Annotated in this window: 10 protein-coding genes; 6 read left to right on the top strand and 4 right to left on the bottom strand. The window is 54.5% G+C overall.

Annotation, left to right across the window (positions count from 1 at the left end; all coding sequences use genetic code 11):
- Positions 1-36 precede the first annotated feature (36 nt).
- The 3 genes from QT230_RS17980 to QT230_RS17970 form a co-directional block, all read right to left on the bottom strand.
- Positions 37-912 carry a pirin family protein gene (locus QT230_RS17980; protein WP_308323535.1) on the bottom strand — a complete coding sequence of 292 codons (876 nt, stop codon included), beginning with the start codon at positions 910-912 and terminating at the stop codon, positions 37-39.
- A 117-nt stretch (positions 913-1,029) separates the two neighbouring features.
- A complete protein-coding gene (locus QT230_RS17975) occupies positions 1,030-2,070 on the bottom strand; it encodes a zinc-dependent alcohol dehydrogenase family protein (RefSeq protein ID WP_308323534.1) in 1,041 nt (346 codons plus the stop codon).
- A 61-nt stretch (positions 2,071-2,131) separates the two neighbouring features.
- Positions 2,132-2,707, bottom strand: coding sequence for a histidine phosphatase family protein (locus tag QT230_RS17970; protein ID WP_308323533.1), 576 nt, complete (start codon positions 2,705-2,707; stop codon positions 2,132-2,134).
- Between the two features lie 299 nt (positions 2,708-3,006).
- Here QT230_RS17970 and hsdR point away from each other — a divergent pair, with 299 nt between their 5' ends.
- The 6 genes from hsdR to QT230_RS17940 all read left to right on the top strand — a co-directional run bounded on the left by hsdR (position 3,007) and on the right by QT230_RS17940 (position 14,572).
- The gene (hsdR, locus tag QT230_RS17965) at positions 3,007-6,537 is read left to right on the top strand and encodes a type I restriction-modification system endonuclease (protein WP_308323532.1); all 3,531 of its coding nucleotides are present in this window, start codon (positions 3,007-3,009) and stop codon (positions 6,535-6,537) included.
- Positions 6,538-6,602: 65 nt separating this feature from the next.
- A complete protein-coding gene (locus QT230_RS17960) occupies positions 6,603-7,760 on the top strand; it encodes an ATP-binding protein (protein WP_308323531.1) in 1,158 nt (385 codons plus the stop codon).
- A 6-nt stretch (positions 7,761-7,766) separates the two neighbouring features.
- Positions 7,767-8,303: a hypothetical protein gene (locus QT230_RS17955; RefSeq protein ID WP_308323530.1), complete on the top strand. Its 537-nt coding sequence runs from the start codon at positions 7,767-7,769 to the stop codon at positions 8,301-8,303.
- 40 nt (positions 8,304-8,343) lie between these two features.
- Entirely contained in the window at positions 8,344-9,969 is a 1,626-nt protein-coding gene (locus QT230_RS17950; protein ID WP_308323529.1) for an N-6 DNA methylase, read from the top strand.
- Positions 9,969-11,357: a restriction endonuclease subunit S gene (locus tag QT230_RS17945; protein WP_308323528.1), complete on the top strand. Its 1,389-nt coding sequence runs from the start codon at positions 9,969-9,971 to the stop codon at positions 11,355-11,357. Before QT230_RS17950 ends, QT230_RS17945 begins: the two co-directional genes overlap by 1 nt.
- Entirely contained in the window at positions 11,354-14,572 is a 3,219-nt protein-coding gene (locus tag QT230_RS17940) for an AAA domain-containing protein (RefSeq protein WP_308323527.1), read from the top strand. Before QT230_RS17945 ends, QT230_RS17940 begins: the two co-directional genes overlap by 4 nt.
- A gap of 63 nt (positions 14,573-14,635) precedes the next feature.
- Here QT230_RS17940 and QT230_RS17935 read toward each other — a convergent pair whose 3' ends face one another.
- Positions 14,636-15,847 (bottom strand): XRE family transcriptional regulator, encoded by a 1,212-nt coding sequence (locus QT230_RS17935; RefSeq protein ID WP_308323526.1) that lies wholly within the window; start codon positions 15,845-15,847, stop codon positions 14,636-14,638.
- Between the last annotated feature and the right edge of the window lie 340 nt (positions 15,848-16,187).

The following is a 16,187-nucleotide window of genomic DNA, read 5'->3' as shown; positions in this document are numbered from 1 at the left end:
CCCCTGTCTTTAAACAGCCCCTGTCTTTAAATAATCTTAGCCGTCGAGCCCGCCAAATTTGCCATTCTGGTAGTCATCAACCGCCTGGACAATCTCTTCGCGGGTGTTCATCACAAAGGGGCCATGGGAGTAGACGGGTTCGTCGATGACATCGCCATGACCAAACAGCAGACGTGTATCGCTGCTGGCTTCGATTTCTAGGCGCCCGCCTTCGCGGTCTACTTCGATCAAATGGTGCGGCTGAACGGGTTCGCCGCCTATCTCAACGTTTCCCTCCACCACGTAGAGAAATACCTGTCGCCCAGGCGCTACCGGTAACTGCTCCCGCGATCCGGCAGGCAGCCGCAGCGTTGACATAAATATCCCCGTCAGCGTGTCAATAGGGCCAGTGCCACCCTGCCACTGCCCAGCAATCAGGTTCAGCTCACCGCCGCCCGGCAGCGCAATGGCGGGAATTGATTCCTGCTGCAGCCCAACGTAGCACGGCTCGCTCATCTTCAAACGCGCCGGTAGATTAACCCATAGCTGCAGAATCTCCAGTGGGCCACCGTCGCGCAGAAACTCCGGCGGCGAAATTTCCGCATGCACAATGCCGCTGCCCGCGGTCATCCACTGCACGCCCCCTTTGTGGATGACGCTTTGATGGCTAGCGCTATCAGCGTGGGCAAGCGACCCTTCCAGGATAAACGTCACCGTTTCAAAGCCGCGGTGCGGGTGCGGGCCAAACGGCAGGCCACGGTTGTTGGCCGGATAGGTCTGCGGGCCGTGATGGTTCAAAAACAGAAACGGGTCAAGCTGATCCAAACCAGGCCCCGGCAGCGGCCGCCGGGTGATCAAATCACCAATATCATCGCGCTTGGCCGGGTGCTGGGCGATGACGCGGCGCACGGATTGGGTAGTGTCTGATGACATAAACGTACTCCTTATCAATACCGTACAGCGTAAAACCTGCAGCGGCGGATGAAGAGCGAATAATTTGCCCCGTTTCATTGCAGGAAATTGTTACGTGCCATCGCAGCTATCCCCTATTTAGAACTCCGTCACCACCGTCACCCCCGCTCCTCCAAATTTATCCATGCTCATCAGCGCATCAATCGACTGCTCAAGAGTGATCCGCTTGCCGATAAGCTGCTCAGGCGCCAGCTTTCCAGACTGGATCATCGCCAGCATGGCGCCATAACGGTGGGCCTGCATGCCATGGCTGCCGAGTATCTCAAGCTCGTTGGCAATCACCTTACTCATGGGAATAGCCGGAGTGCTGTTCTCGGCCAACATCAGCCCGACCTGAATATGCTTGCCCCGTTTACGCAGGTTGCTGATGGAGTTAAAGCAGGTCGTCGGGTGCCCTAGCGCATCCAGCGACACGTGAGCACCTCCCCGGGTGATTTCCCCCACCACGTCCACCACATTGGCGACCTTAGCGGCATTCACGGTGGCCGTAGCGCCCAATTGACGAGCCAGAGTAAGCGCCTCTTCCGAAATATCGATGACCACCACGTTGGCGCCGATGGCGTTAGCAATCATTACAGCAGAAAGCCCAACCCCACCGCAGCCGTGGACGGCCACCCACTGGCCTGCCGCTGTTTTGCCCTGATCCACCACTGCCCGAAAAGAGGTAACGAACCGGCAACCCAAGCTCGCCGCCGTCGCAAAGTCGAGTGTCTCTGGCAGCGCGACCAAATTCACATCGGCGTAGTGAATACTCACATACTCGGCAAATGAGCCCCAGTGAGTGAAGCCGGGCTGAAACTGGCTATCGCACACCTGGTGATTGCCAGAGTGGCACTCAGGGCAAGTGCCGCAACCACCCACGAACGGCACCGTGACGCGATCGCCAATGCGCCACTGCTTTACATCTTTGCCCACGGCTTCCACAACGCCTGCCAACTCATGCCCCGGCACATGAGGGAGCTGGATATCAGTATCGTGCCCTACCCAGCCGTGCCAATCGCTGCGGCAAACTCCGGTCGCCATCACTTTTACCACCACGCCGTGGGGTTCGGGCGTAGGATCGGGCAACTGCTGGATACTCGGCGGGGCGGAAAACTGCTCAAAAACAACCGCTTTCATTGATAACTCCTAAACTATATCGCTTTTTTCTTTATAACGGCTCAAGTGGATAACAAGCGAATTAGTCACCGCTAACGTTTAACCGCCCCACGACTTGAAAAGAATTATCCGTGGGACGCACCACAATCATCTCGCCGGAACCCACACCGCTGTTAACCAGCGCGGTGATATTCACCTGATGGGTAACTAGCAGTAAATTGCCCGGCCCCTGCCATGTAGCGATCTGTTCCTGGGCGGTTTGAGTGATTGACGCCTGATCACCCCACCCACGAAAGAAGGAGTCCAGCCACGGCGCAGGTTCAACACTGCCCAAAGCCATCAGCTCGGCGGTATCCAGCGCCCGACACCAGCGCGACGAATACACCGCCGCAATAGGAATAGCCCGCTCACGCAACACGCGACCAGCGGCTTCCGCCTGGGAACGACCCTGAGCAGAAAGATTGCGCTGGGTATCGCACTCAGAAAGCTCAAAGCCCGGCGGGTCGCCGATACCAGGGGCCAGGGAGTGGCGCATTAGAATTACTAAGCCGCCTTCTTTAAGTGCTTGCCAGGTGGCTTCGTTTGCCTGGGTGCTGATGGGGAGCATGCTCAGCACAGCAAGTAGTAGGGTTAAGGTGATGTGGCGTAGGGTGGGCATGGGCCATCCTCAATCAGTTAAAGGTAAGCAGCAGCGAGTGCAACAACCGAGAGGCTGGGAAAGGGATTCAATGTCACCAATTTGTGCAATATGCAGCAGTTTTACCAGCACTTTTCAATTCGGGAGACAGTGTCTCTCGAATTGAGATGGAACCACCGCTATCAAAAGTGTTTGCAGCCTCCCTATATTGCCAACCCTCAAAAGTAGACTTAACTACTCAGCCTCTGTTCTATTAGTATGAGTTTTATATATAACAGCGGCGGAATAGCCAATTTGCAAAGATGTGGAGAGTAAATGTAATGACATCGCCCTATCCTCCCAGCAACTTTGGCTTTTTAGCAGAGCATGACGCGCTGTTTGTCGAACTGACCGCCGCCGCCGAACACGCCTTTGTCAGCGATCCCAACACCACCTTGATCAAGCTGCGCCAATTGGGAGAAGCGCTGGCCCAGCATATGGCGGCGCTCTCTGGGGTAGAGTTTGATAACCAAACCAGCCAAGCCGACCTTCTCTACCGCTTAAACCGCGAGCTGCGCTTGGAACCCCAGGTAAAAGAGCTGTTCCACACCCTGCGCATTGAAGGTAATAAAGCGACTCACCAGTTTCGCACCCGCCACAAAGAAGCGATGGATGGCCTAAAACTGGCCCGCGCACTGGCCATCTGGTTTCACCGCTCGTTTGGAAAGGCAGGCACTACCTTCAACCCCGGCCCGTTTGTACCACCCGCTGATCCCAGCGCGCAGTCTCGCCAGCTTCAGGCCGATATCGAAAAGCTCCGCCATGAACTTCAACACGCCAACAAGGCGCTGGACAGTAGCCAGCAGCTTAGCCAACTGGTCGAGCAAGAGAAGCAGGAGTATGAGGCGCTGGCGTTGGCCATGGATGAGGAGACCCGCGCCCTGGCCAAACAGGCGCAAAGCCACGAACAAGCGTTAACCCAGCAGCAACAGGCTTACGAAGCCAAAATTCGCGCTCTACAAACACAGCTCACCACCAAAGGTGAAAGCAGCGTTAATCAGCAGCGCCAGCAGATAGTCAACAAAACCAAAGCCGCCAGCGACACATTAGTGCTGAGTGAAGAGTTAACACGAATACTGATTGACCAGCAGCTCAATGAAGCGGGGTGGGAAGCAGACAGCCAAGAGATCAGCTATCAAAAAGGCGCCCGCCCCGAGAAAGGTACCTACCGCGCCATTGCCGAATGGCCCACTCAGCCCGCACAACAAACCAATGGCCAAAAAGAACGAGCAGACTACGTGCTGTTTTGCGGCTTAATGCCGATTGCCGTGGTCGAAGCAAAAAAAGAGAACACCAATGTCGCGGGCAAGATTGATCAATCGGAGCGCTACAGCAAAGGCCTAAGCGTTGAACCACCGCTGGTGAGCGCCTGGGAGCTTGCCGGGCGCACCATCGCCTGGCCCGCCGATGAAGAGGGCCACTTTAAAGTCCCCTTTGTGTACTCCTGCAATGGCCGCCCCTATCTGCCCCAGCTAGCCGAACAGTCGGGCACCTGGTTTCGCGATACACGAGAACCCAGCAACACTCGCCGCGCCCTGCCCCGCTTTCATACCCCTGGTGGCCTATTAAGCCTGCTGGAGCGCGATAGAGAAAACGCTGACAAGCTGCTCAAATACGAGCCTTTCGGTTACCTACGGCTTAGGGAGTATCAGCAAAAGGCGATTCTGGCTACCGAGCACGCCCTGGCCCACGGCAGCCGCGCGGCCCTGCTCGCCATGGCCACGGGTACCGGTAAAACCCGTACTATCATCGGTCTTATGTATCGGTTTCTAAAAACCGAACGCTTTCACCGCATTCTGTTTCTGGTCGATCGTACCGCTCTCGGCGATCAAGCCATTGATGCCTTCAACGAAGCCCCGTTAGAGCAGAACCAAACCCTAAGCAAAATCTACAATGTGGCCGAACTGGGCGATATGGCGGCAGAAGCCGAAACCCGCGTGCAGGTCGCCACCGTGCAGGCCATGGTGAAGCGCATTTTTGCCAGCGATGCGCCGCCGCCGATTGATCAATTCGACTGCATCATTATCGACGAAGCCCACCGCGGCTACACGCTCGACCAGGAGATGACCGAAGGCGAGCTGGCCACCCGCGATGCCAGCCAGTACCTCTCCAGCTACCGTCGGGTGCTCGACTACTTTGATGCGGTCAAAATCGCGCTCACCGCCACCCCGGCCAAGCACACCAGCGAGATTTTTGGTAAGCCGGTGTACACCTACTCCTACCGGGAAGCGGTGGCGGACGACTGGCTGATCGACCACGAGCCGCCCATCCGCTATGAAACCCTGCTGACTCAAGAAGGCATCCAGTTTGAGAAGGGTAAGCCCATCGAGGTGGTCAACACCCAGACCGGCGAAGTGGATACCACCGAGCTAGAAGACGAGCTGCGCTTCGACGTCGACGCCTTCAATCGCCAGGTCATCAACGAAAACTTTAATCGCGTAATCTGCGAGCAGTTGGCCGAAGAGTTAGACCCGTTTGGCGACGAAAAAACGCTGATTTTCTGCGCCACCGATCTCCATGCGGATATGGTCAAACGGCTGCTGGATGACGCCTTCAAAGCGCTGTATAACGGCAGCTATCACCAAGCCGCGGTGGCTAAAATCACCGGCAAAAGCGACAAGATCGACCAACTGATCCGCCGCTATAAAAACGAGCGCTACCCCAATATTGCGATTACCGTGGATCTTCTCACCACCGGTATCGACGTGCCAAAAATCTGCCATCTAGTATTTATGCGTCAGGTGCGCTCGCGGATTCTTTTTGAACAGATGATTGGCCGCGCCACCCGCCGCTGCGATGAAATCGGCAAGACCGTATTCACCATCTACGACCCGGTGGATATCTACGCCGCCCTGGCGGAGGTCAACACCATGAAGCCGCTGGTGCGAGACCCCAACATCAGCCTTGCACAGCTAGTCGATGAGTTGACCGATGAGCACCAGCTGGAAAACGCCCTGAATAGCCCCGGCGAACAGCAGGGCGAAAGCCAAGCCGATGTCGTGTTAAGCCAGCTCAGTCAAAAAGTCATGCGTGTACTACGCAAAGCCGACACAAAAGCAGAAAACAAACCCGCGCTAAAGCAAAAGCTTGATGACCTACATAGCCTGTGGGGCGTGGAGCCCAACAAGCTCCACGAGCATTTACATAAGCTGGGGCCAAGGCAGGCATCCGCATTTCTTCGCCAGCACAGCGGCTTGATACACCAGCTAGCCGAGGTAAAGCACTTGGTGGGTAGTGAACGTATGCCAGTGATTTCCGACCACGACGATGAGATTCGCGAGCGCAGCCAGAGCTACGGCGTGCATAAACGCCCCGAAGATTACCTGGATAGCTTCAATGCATTTATCAAAGAGCAGATCAACCAATCTGCTGCCTTAGCCGTGGTGGTTAACCAACCCCGCGACCTGACCCGCCAACAGTTGAAAGACGTCAAAGTGCTGCTGGATAACCACGGCTACTCGGAAGCCAACCTGCAAAGCGCCGTGCGCAACCACACCAATCAGGATATTGCCGCCAGCATCATCGGCCATATCCGCCGCGCCGCCCTGGGCGAGCCATTAAAGCCGTTTGAACAGCGCGTGGCTGACGCCATGGATCGCCTCTACACCCAACATGACTGGACGCCCAACCAACGTAAGTGGCTGGGAAAACTGGCCAAACAACTCACCAAAGAAGTCATTCTCGACCGTGAGACGGTCAACCAGCTTCCCGCCTTCCAAGGGGGCGCAAAGCAGCTGGATAAAGTGCTGGGGGAGCAGTTGGATAATGTATTGGAAGAGCTAAATGAGGCCATGTGGCCAGAAACCGGCTGATCTCACCTTGAAACCACACCATCAAGAGCGCAGAATCAACAAAATATTGTTGAAAACTGAAGAATATGATCAAAAACCTGAGCTTCAAAAATTTTTACAGCTTTGCTGATGATACCGTCATCGACTTTGCCTTGGGCAAAAAGCCCACGCCGTCTGGCTACGATATCGATATCAATGGCGAACGCTACAACAAAGCCATTGCGGTAGTAGGCGCCAACGGCTCAGGTAAAACGCAATTCCTTAAGCCGTTGGCATTTCTGAGCTGGTTTGCCTCCGAGTCTTTTTTAGGCAACGACCCTGATCTTGATATTCCTTTCGCTGTCCATCGGTTACATGCTAACGAACCATGCCGCTTTGAGCTTGAGTTTATGATCGGTGGCATCGACTACCGTTACCAATTGGAACTGACGCCACAAGAGGTCATTTTCGAGGCGCTCTATGAAAAAACGAGTGCTCAATACAGCTATTTATTTAAGCGTGAAAAAACACAGCAAGGATATAGCTTTAAACAAAAAGGCTTTCCGTTTCCTAAAGCCCAGGCCGAGAAGCTCCGAGGCAATACGTCACTGATCAGCGCTGCCCACAGCTACGATATCGCTGAAGCAAAGCCCTTCATCGTTTTTTTTGACCATCTTGAAACCAATGTTGTAAGCACTGGACGACGACATTTTCAGCACGGTGAGGTGATAGGGGCCGCCACCAATTTTCAGAAAGCCCCCGAATTGCTCCAGCGCATGTCCGATGCCATGAGTACGTTTGATCTCGGCTTAAGCAGTGTCGAGATACGTAAGGAAGAAAACGTGTTTGTCCCTTTTGGCCTGCACAAAACGGATGATGGCCAAGCGTTTGAACTGCCTTTCTTCGAGGAGTCCAGTGGCACTCAGTCTGCGTTTGTGCTGCTTCAGCCCATTTTGAACGCCCTACACAAAGGTGGCATTGCCGTTATCGATGAAATCGACAATGACCTACATCCGCACTTGGTACCGCATCTACTGGGGTGGTTTGAATTTGACCACACTAATCCTCATCAAGCGCAGTTGATCTTTACCTGCCACACGCCAGAAGTATTGAATCTGCTGCAAAAGCATCAGGTCTACTTGGTCGAGAAACGCAACCAAAACAGCGAAGCTTGGCGATTAGACGACATGACGGGGCTCCGTGCCGACGATAATCTCTACGCCAAATACATGGCCGGGGGCCTTGGTGCCACCCCGGAGCTGTAACTGATCATGGCAAGGAAACATACTCCCCAGCGGCGCCATCGTCAGGCAAGTAAAACAGCCCTGTTGATTGTCGGCGAAGGCCCAGACGATCAAGCCTTTATCAAACATATGCATCAGCTGTTTCGATCCGACTATTCAGACGTGAAGACGACGATAGAGAAGCAGTCAGGGGGCTCGCCCGGTAATATCATTACCAATGCCACCCGAAAATATGGACACCTGGCATTCGACCAACGCTTTCTTGTGCTGGATGCCGATGTGCCGCCTACCCAGCAGGATCACGACAAGGCCTTAAAATACGGCTACCAGATTATCCTCTGGTCGCCCACCTGCCTTGAAGGAGCCCTGCTAGAGGTACTGGGAGAGAGAGTCATCAGCCATGAAACCGCTCAGCAGCTAAAAAATCGTTTACACCCTCGATTGGCTGGCAATCACACCCCGCCAGCAGCCTACGCGGTGCTATTTCCCAGAGCCGTGCTTCAGACATCAGAAAATATCTCGGTCAATACAGTCCGTAACGCCCTAGCCGGGCAACTCATTTAATCTCCCCGCTCATCATTAAAGCGGGTTAAAAGGCGCCTCCATGACCAATAACGACATCGTTCAAAAACTCTGGAATCTGTGTGACGTACTGCGCGATGAAGGCATCAACTACTCCGACTACGTCACCGAGTTAGTGCTGCTACTGTTTATCAAAATGGTGCATGAGAATACCGAAGCGGGCACCCTGAAAAAGCACCCGCTGCCAGAAGGGTGTCGCTGGACGGATCTGAACAATAAATCCGGTATTAATCTGTTGGACGACTACAAGCGCATTCTGCTCAGCCTCTCCAGCGGCCGCGATGGCACCGGCCGCTTGATTCATACCGACTCGCTTATTAGCGCCGTATACGCCGATGCGCAAACCAACCTGCGGGAGCCGCGCCATTTAGAACAGATGATCAAAACCCTGGATCAGATTGACTGGTTCAGCGCGCAACAAGATGGCCTGGGCGATTTATACGAAGGCCTGTTGGAGAAGAACGCCAGCGAAACCAAATCCGGCGCGGGCCAGTACTTTACGCCCCGGGCGCTGATCAACAGTATGGTGCGCTGCCTAAAGCCCCAGCATGGCGAACTCATTCAAGACCCAGCGGCGGGCACGGCAGGCTTTTTGACCGCCGCCGACCAGTACATTAAAGAGCACACCGATGACTTGGCAGACCTAGACGCCCAGCAGCAGCTGTTTCAGCAGAACAAAGCCTTTGTGGGCATTGAGCTGGTGCCCGGCACCCGCCGCCTGGCGTTAATGAACTGCCTGCTACACGGCATGGAAGGCGATGACGAAGGCGTGGTGCATCTCGGCAACGCCCTGGGCCAAGCGGGCACAAGCCTCGACAAAGCCGATGTAATACTGGCCAACCCGCCCTTTGGCACCAGCAAAGGCGGCGACGCCAGCATTACCCGAGACGACCTGACGTTTAAAACCAACAACAAGCAGCTTGCCTTTCTGCAGCATATTTACCGCAACCTAAAACCCGGTGGCCGCGCCGCCGTGGTTCTACCCGATAACGTGCTGTTTGAAGCGGGCGTGGGCACCGATGTGCGCCGCGACCTGATGGATAAGTGCAACCTGCACACCATTCTGCGCCTGCCCACCGGTATTTTTTACGCCCAAGGCGTGAAGACTAACGTGCTGTTCTTCACCAAAGGAAGCGCCACGGATAAATACCAGGATACCGGCTGCACCGAGAACGTCTGGGTCTACGATCTGCGCACCAATATGCCTAGCTTTGGTAAGCGCACGCCCTTTGGTGAGCCGCATCTGAAGCCATTCGAAGCGGCGTTTGGCGATAACTCTAACGGCCAAAGTAAACGCCAAGAAGGAGAGTGGTCGTTCAACGCCGAAGAGATCGCCGTTGATCTTGAAGCTACGGAAGAAAACCAGGGCGTAACCGACGACCGCCTTTCCAAATCCCGCTGGCGCTGTTTCTCGCGAGAGTGGATTCGCGACACTAAGAGCGACTCGCTGGATATCAGCTGGCTAAAAGACAGCGACAGCGTGGATGCCGCCAACCTGCCGGAACCCAGCGTGCTGGCGGATGAGGCTATGAGCGAGCTAGTTCAGGCGATGGGTGAGCTTGATAGCTTGATGCGGGAATTGGGCGCTGAGGAAGAAGCTGATGGGGCTCGCGTGCTTTTGCAGGAAGTGTTGGGTGAGGTTAAGTAATGGCCGATCACAAAAAACCTGCTGAGTGGCTATATCTAAAATTCACTGAAGTTCTCGATATACAAGGAGGAACTCAGCCGCCAAAATCTCAGTTTATTGATGAGGCCTGCGTTGGCTACATAAGGCTTTTGCAGATTCGAGACTTTGGGAAAAAACCCGTTCCCACATATATCCCGGACACGCCGAAACTTAAGAAATGCAAAAAAAATGACCTCTTGATTGGTCGATACGGTGCATCTTTGGGCCGAATTTGCACTGGAATGGAGGGCGCTTACAACGTAGCTTTGGCAAAAGTAATTACGCCTTCTTTTATAGATTCCAGGTTTCTACATGGTTATCTGAATTCAGAGCATTTCCAGGGAGCGCTTCGCCTGCTTTCTCGTTCAGCACAAAATGGTTTCAATAAGAGTGACCTAGAAACATTTGATTTTTTGCTCCCCCCCCTCGCCGAACAAAAAGTCATTGCCGACAAACTCGACACCCTGCTGGCCCAGGTGGAAAACACCAAAGTCCGCCTTGAGCGCATCCCGCAAATCCTCAAACGCTTCCGCCAGTCTGTCCTGGCAGCGGCGGTGAGTGGGCGATTGACGGCGGAGTGGCGTTCGAACTCTGATTCTTACATTTATCCAAATGCAGTTGACTGGAAATGGCCGCCTATTCCCGGAAGTTGGAGCGTTAAGCACTACTCTGATCTAGTCGAGAGTCGGCTTGGAAAAATGCTTGATAAAGACAAGAACAGAGGTATCCCAACCAAGTACCTTGGCAATATCAATGTGCGTTGGTTCGATTTCAATCTATCTGAAGCTCAGGAAATTCTGGTATCAGAGGCCGAGAGAACTGAGCTCACTATCAGACCTGGTGATGTCTTGATCTGTGAAGGGGGAGAGCCCGGAAGATGTGCCATTTGGGATGGGCGTGTTAACGAGAAAATTGTCTTTCAAAAAGCCATTCATCGCGCCAGAGTTTCGGAATTTTTAATTCCCGAATGGCTCGCCTTCAACCTGAAGCATGATGCTGACAGTTTGACTTTAGAACAGCTATTTACCGGCACAACAATCAAGCATTTAACTGGCAAGGCTCTGAAAAAATATCCTCTCAGGATACCTCCAATAGAAGAACAAACCGAAATCGTCCGCCGCGTTGACCAGCTCTTCGCCCACGCCGACCACATCGAGCATCAGGTCAATCAGGCATTGGCGCGGGTCAATAACCTCACCCAATCCATCCTCGCCAAAGCCTTCCGCGGCGAACTCACCGAGCAGTGGCGTAAAGATAACCCTGAACTAATCAGCGGCGAGAACTCTGCCTCCGCCCTACTGGAAAGGATCAAAGCAGAACGGGCGGCGAAAACGCCAGCAAAACGGACAAGGAAGAAGGCCACGACATGACGTCCCACTCTACGGCTTCAACTACGCAGGCCGAGCGCATACTTTCGTTCTGGCACAAGGTCGAGTTTTTCGAATCCGCCGAGCTCAAGGATATCGATCACGGCAAAGGCTCAATTCACTATCGCAGCGACGAGCTGCTGGAAACGCCGGACTGTGTGCCGTGGCTGGACGCGGAGATGATTAGGCGTGCAGGTAAGGATTACTGGCCCGGGAAAGCGTATCGCTTCAGACTCTACCTGGGCGTGTTTGCGCGCAGCGAAATTTTCCGCGTTGCCCGTGAAGCGTACCCGGAGAAAACCGACGCCTGGGTGGAGCGCAGCCGCGATGAGGGGCTGACCTGCTCGATGAGCGTAGAGGTTAAGGAAGATGGCCGCATCGATCAAGAAAGCTTTGAGATATCTACCGCCCCCTGGATGCTAGGCGCATTGCAGCAAGGCACGCTGGATGATGCCACGCTGGATGCGTTTGAAACGGCAACTGAGCTGTTTCGCGAGCGACTAACCACGATTCTCACCGTGGCCGATAACCTCAAACGCGAGCACGGTCTACCGCCCAAACTCACTACGTTCGAACTGATCGAAATACTCAAGGCGATGCAGAGCTGGACTGCCTTTGAGCCGGAAAGCGAGTCGCCAGCGTTAGTCGTGCAGCTGTTTTCATCCACCAAGAACGTCACCGAAGACCCGCCCCAGAGCGAGGTTTTAGAGTGGTCTGCACTGGGCGATCTTACCCATCGGCTGGAAACGCCAACTCACGACGCTGCCATTGCTGCAGAAGCGTCAGCCGAGCCTGACGACACAACGGTGTCGATCAACGAGATCGCCGTTCTCAACAGTTTCTTTATTCGTGACCTGGAAGCGGTCATGAAACATATGAAGACTCAGGGGCTCGCACCCGGTTCGCCCCTGGCGTGCTATCTGACAGGGGAGAGCCAGCGCCACCCAGACCTGCTGCGGCCAGAAGGACGTGAGCTGCTGATGCGCACATTGGCTCCCGAGCGCATGCCTGATGGCCGTTGGCCGGATAAAGACGAGCATTCGATGAGCCTGATGCAACAGTTCGCCATCAACACTATCGATGACACGCTGGCAAAGACCGGGCTCTACTCCGTTAACGGCCCACCTGGCACCGGCAAGACTACCATGCTGCGCGATCTGGTCGCCCGTAACATGGTCAAGCGTGCCGAGGTACTGGCCTCGCTTTCGTCACCAGAGGCAGCGTTCGGCGAGAATCTGCATGCCAACATTGATGGCGATACCATTATTAAAACGCTGATCCCCGAGTTGACCGGCTTCGAAATGGTGGTGGCTTCCAGCAATAACGCGGCGGTGGAGAACGTTACGCGAGAATTGCCGCAAACCAAGGCGTTGGGCGAGGCATATCGGGACTTAGCCTTTTTGAAGCCGGTGGGACAGAAGCTTGCAGCCCCCCACACGCAAAAAGCGGGGACTGAGTTGTATGTTAAAACACTTCCGCCGGAGAAAGATTGCTGGGGACTGATCGCCACATCACTGGGCAAGAAGCGCAATCGCAATACGTTTGGCGAGCGCGTCTTTTTCAAGAAGATTGATCAATGCGTGGCGGAAGGCGAAGCGGCGAACTACTCAACGTTAGTGCCTACGCTCAAGGCACGTGCCGAAGGGCGGGATACCCAACAGGATTTCCGTGCAGCGCAGCGTGCTTTCCAAGAGGCGTCAAAAGGCGTTAAGGCCATTCAAGCCGACCTTAAACGCTTGCAGGCTTTACACCGGCTAGAAGCGGAAACCAAAGCAGCCCAACGCCAAACCCACTTTCATAAAGGCATCGCCGCCCGCTTATCGCTTTGGTTGAGCAACCGGCAGGCCAAGCGCGTGCCCTTATGGCCGCTAAACGGCTACTGCGCGAACCGAGAACGCATTAAGCAGATCAAGCAGCGTGTACAGCGAGCCGAACAACAGTTGGCCGTAAGCCAGCAGCGTCTTGATTCATTGGAACGCCGCCGGGCGACAGAACATCGCGAGTGCGCCCCGCTGAAAGAGCAGTACCGCGACGTACGGTTAGCGGATGACACGCAGGATTTGGAAGTCCCCGACGTGCAACGCATCTCGTTTGGTCACTGCTACGTATTAAACCAAGCCCGTGCGCAGCTAACAGCACGAGCATTTGAGCTACACGAAGCTTGGCTCGTTGCCGCCTATGATGGTGGTAACAAGCTTTGGCCAACGTTGAAATCGCTAATGCCGGTACTCAACGGCGGCGTTAAGGATCGCGAGGCGGCCAAAGCCGTGTGGCAGATGCTTTTCATGATCGTGCCGGTGGTGTCGTCGACTTTTGCTTCGGTGGCCAATCAATTTAAAGCCCTCAATGAAGGTGAGATAGGCTGGCTGTTTATCGATGAAGCGGGGCAAGCAACGCCGCAACAGGCGGTTGGGGCACTATGGCGAGCCAAGCGCGCCGTGGTGGTAGGCGACCCACTCCAGATCGAGCCGGTGTTTACCGTACCAGCGGGCCTAGTCGAAGCGATGGCGAAGGGCGAATTTGACCGTGACTGGTACAAGTGGTCGCCCACGGTGTCGTCAGTTCAAGTCGTGGCAGATCGTGCCAACCCTTATGGCACTAATGAGATATCTGAAGAGTTCTGGGTAGGCAGCCCGCTGCGCGTACACCGGCGCTGCGATGAGCCGATGTTTAGTATTGCCAACCGCATCGCCTATAACGACAAAATGCTTCACGGCAATGACAGTCTATCGCCCGGCCCAGGCGACAGTCGCTGGTTTGATGTTGAGGGCAACGTTCAAGGCAAGCACTTTGTACCCACCCAAGCAGAGCGGGTCGCGCGCATGTTAAATCGGCATATTAAAGATAAAAATGAACTGCCCAGCGTCTACATCATCTCCCCATTCAAAGCGGTTGCCCGAGGTCTTCAAGACCACTTATCCAAAAATCTTGATGCCGATGCTTTCGGCGGCCATGGCGCGCTAAGGGAGTGGCTGAAAGAGCGCGTGGGTACGGTGCATACCTTCCAGGGCAAGGAGGAAGATAACGTCATCATGGTACTGGGGCTCTCCGAGGAAGCACCTGGCGCCGCAGAGTGGGCATCCAGCAAGCCCAATTTGCTGAATGTAGCCGTGACACGCGCCAAAAAGCGTGTATACGTAGTAGGCAGTACCGATATATGGGCAGGTAAGAAGTACTTTTCCGATGCTAAGGAGCTACTTGCCCAAGAAACGGCATAAACGCTCAGGGCGAAACTCTATTGGACACCTGCAATGCCGCCTCTTCGAGTAGCTACGATCATCTTACTGCGGGAATGGCAACACATCCGCTCGCCTCGCCCGGCCGGACCTTGCCGTATCACGCTTGAGCTTGAGAGGCACTACGTTGTCTGCAGTGTCAGGCTGAACACTTAGGTAACCTGGGCGTAAATTACACAGCATTTCAATCGTCTCTGGCGGCAGGCCAATCTGGTGAACCAGCTCAGTGCGTTCAAAGATGCCGTTATCTACCAAGAGGTGCGCGCCGCGCATCATCAGCTTGGGTTGCTCGAAAGCCAGGACATCATCACCTGGCTCACCTTTCGTCCATTTACGAGCCGAGCGCCCTTTCCACAGCCTTAGCTCTAACTGCTCAGTCAGCAGCGATAAATCTCGGCAGCGAACGATCATCGACGCCACCGAGACTTTCCAGCGCGACTTAAGCGAAAGCAGGTTATCCAGCGTTGGCCAGACAACCTCTTGAGCAAAGCTCTCGGGCGGCATTAAGAAAGCGCTGGCAAAGCGGTGTGCCTGCCCTTCTAACAGGTCATACAGCTCTTTTTTAGTGTATTGCGCTGCCGGTATTTTGGAGTGCAGCACTACGTGCCCAAGCTCATGCGCGGCATCAAAGCGGTTACGAATGGCATTTGCTTTGTCTTCAGCGATCAACACATAGGGGCGACCATCCAAAACGGAGACATGAGAAACACCGTCCATTTTGACGTGCCCCAGGGTGGCGCGAGTGCAAATAATCCCCGCATTTTCCATTACTTGAATCACGTTTGGGATTGGTGCAGAACCCAACTTCCAAGCTTCACGGCACTCTCTGGCGATGTCTTCAATTTCCTCATCGCTGATCAATCGGCAGTCGTTAGCGTCCAGCATCGGCACATTGACTTCTGGCCACTCCATCGCCTCCTGGAAGAAGTCAGAGATTTCTTGCAGCCACGCTAAATAGAGTTGTGACCTTTCACGTGCCTGCTTGTGAACAGAGGCTTGTGAACGGAAAAAGTAAGGTCGCTGGCTTTCCTGAATAACAGGAGGAACAGGCTTCAAAAACCACATGCGAGAGACGTGAAACACGTTGCAAAGACGATCAAATGACTCGACCTCAGGTAGCTGGGTGCCTTTTTCCCAGGCCGAAACCGTACTGGAAGAGCGACCTACTAGCTCTCCCAACTCCGCGAGGGTCAGATTTTGGGCCATGCGCAGTTGGCTCAACCGCTGGCCTTGAAAGCCATCAACCCCTGTTCTCATATCACTCGTTTCCACCTTCGTTTTGATCGCGTTTCTCTGCGCGACGCATCCTATCACGCAGGGTCGGATAGGCAATATCTTCTATCCCATCACCGGCTTCGCTGTAGTACTGCCACAATTGGTTTATCGCTCTACCTCTGAAGGCAGGCATTCATCATGAGTAATCGATATGGGTCTATGCTGATTGGTTTGCCTCGCAGCAGCCTGAGTTGCTCAGGAGGCTGGAAGTAGATTTAGTCTGGGGCAGCGAGAAGTGTACCGTTTCTCGTACCCAACGACGTGGCTCGACTTTCCGTTTGCTGTACAGATTGACCCTGAGCTGCAGCTGTTTTCGGGAGAT

This window comes from Halomonas sp. SpR8 (assembly GCF_031010195.1).
GTDB lineage: Bacteria > Pseudomonadota > Gammaproteobacteria > Pseudomonadales > Halomonadaceae > Vreelandella.
Note: the sequence above shows the minus strand (reverse complement) of the source record. Positions and strands in the feature narration are given on the sequence as shown.